This window comes from Falsiroseomonas oryziterrae (assembly GCF_021864505.1).
Taxonomy (GTDB): Bacteria; Pseudomonadota; Alphaproteobacteria; order Acetobacterales; family Acetobacteraceae; genus Falsiroseomonas; species Falsiroseomonas oryziterrae.
In genome coordinates this window covers 1-803 of the sequence record NZ_JAKJIB010000659.1, presented here as the reverse complement: position 1 = coordinate 803, position 803 = coordinate 1, and the positions used below count along the sequence as shown (strand labels likewise).

1 protein-coding gene is annotated in these 803 nt (G+C 77.0%); it reads right to left on the bottom strand.

The features are described from left to right. Nucleotides 1-803, bottom strand: an 803-nt coding sequence (locus L2I40_RS23925; RefSeq protein ID WP_237217838.1) for an LptA/OstA family protein, incomplete at both ends; no start/stop codon positions are given.

The following is an 803-nucleotide window of genomic DNA, read 5'->3' as shown; positions in this document are numbered from 1 at the left end:
GGCGGCGCGGGCTGGCGCGGCTGCGGCGTCGGCTGGCCGGCGGCCGGCACCTGGGCCTGCGCAGGCTGGTTCTGCTGCGGCACGATGAGTCCCTGCACGCGCTCGCCCGGCGCCGAGACGAGGCGGGAGACGCCGCTGCGCAGGTCCACGATCGCCTCCTGGCCGTTCAACTGGTTGTCGCCACGGGTGATGCGCACGCCGCCGACGAGCCGTGCGAGTCCGGTCTGCGGCGAGTAGCTGCCGCGCTCGCCGCGCACCACTTCCTCGGCGGTGCGGATCTCGACATTGCCGAAGGCCTCGACGCGGTCGATGCGGCTGCCTTCGCCCGGTCCAGGCAGGCCCGCGGCGCCCGCGGGACGGCTCTGGGTCTGCGCCGGCGCTTGCGCCGGCGCGCCAGGCTGGCCGGCAGCCGGCTCCTCGAGGAAGTAGGCGACGAGGGTGTCGGCGGCGACGCGGCGATTGTCGGTGGTGGTCACCACCGCGCCGCCGCGCGCCACCGCCATGCGCCGCTGCGGCCAGTATTCGAGGCTGTCGCGCGCGACGATGCGCTGGTCGGGCGTGTCGAGGGAGAGGCCGGCGCCCGACAGCACCATCACCGCCTGGTCCATGTCGTAGACGGCGCGCTCGCCCTGGGCGCGCTCGGTCGCGGAGGCGATCCGCACGCGCCCCTCTGCCTCGAGCCGCCAGATCTCGCTCCCGGCAGCCGGGCTGGCGCCGCTGGCGGGTTGCGGCGCCTGCGCCTGGGCGCCGCCGCGCGGGCGGTAGCGCGCCACCAGGCGGTCGGCGTCCACGGTGACGCCGCC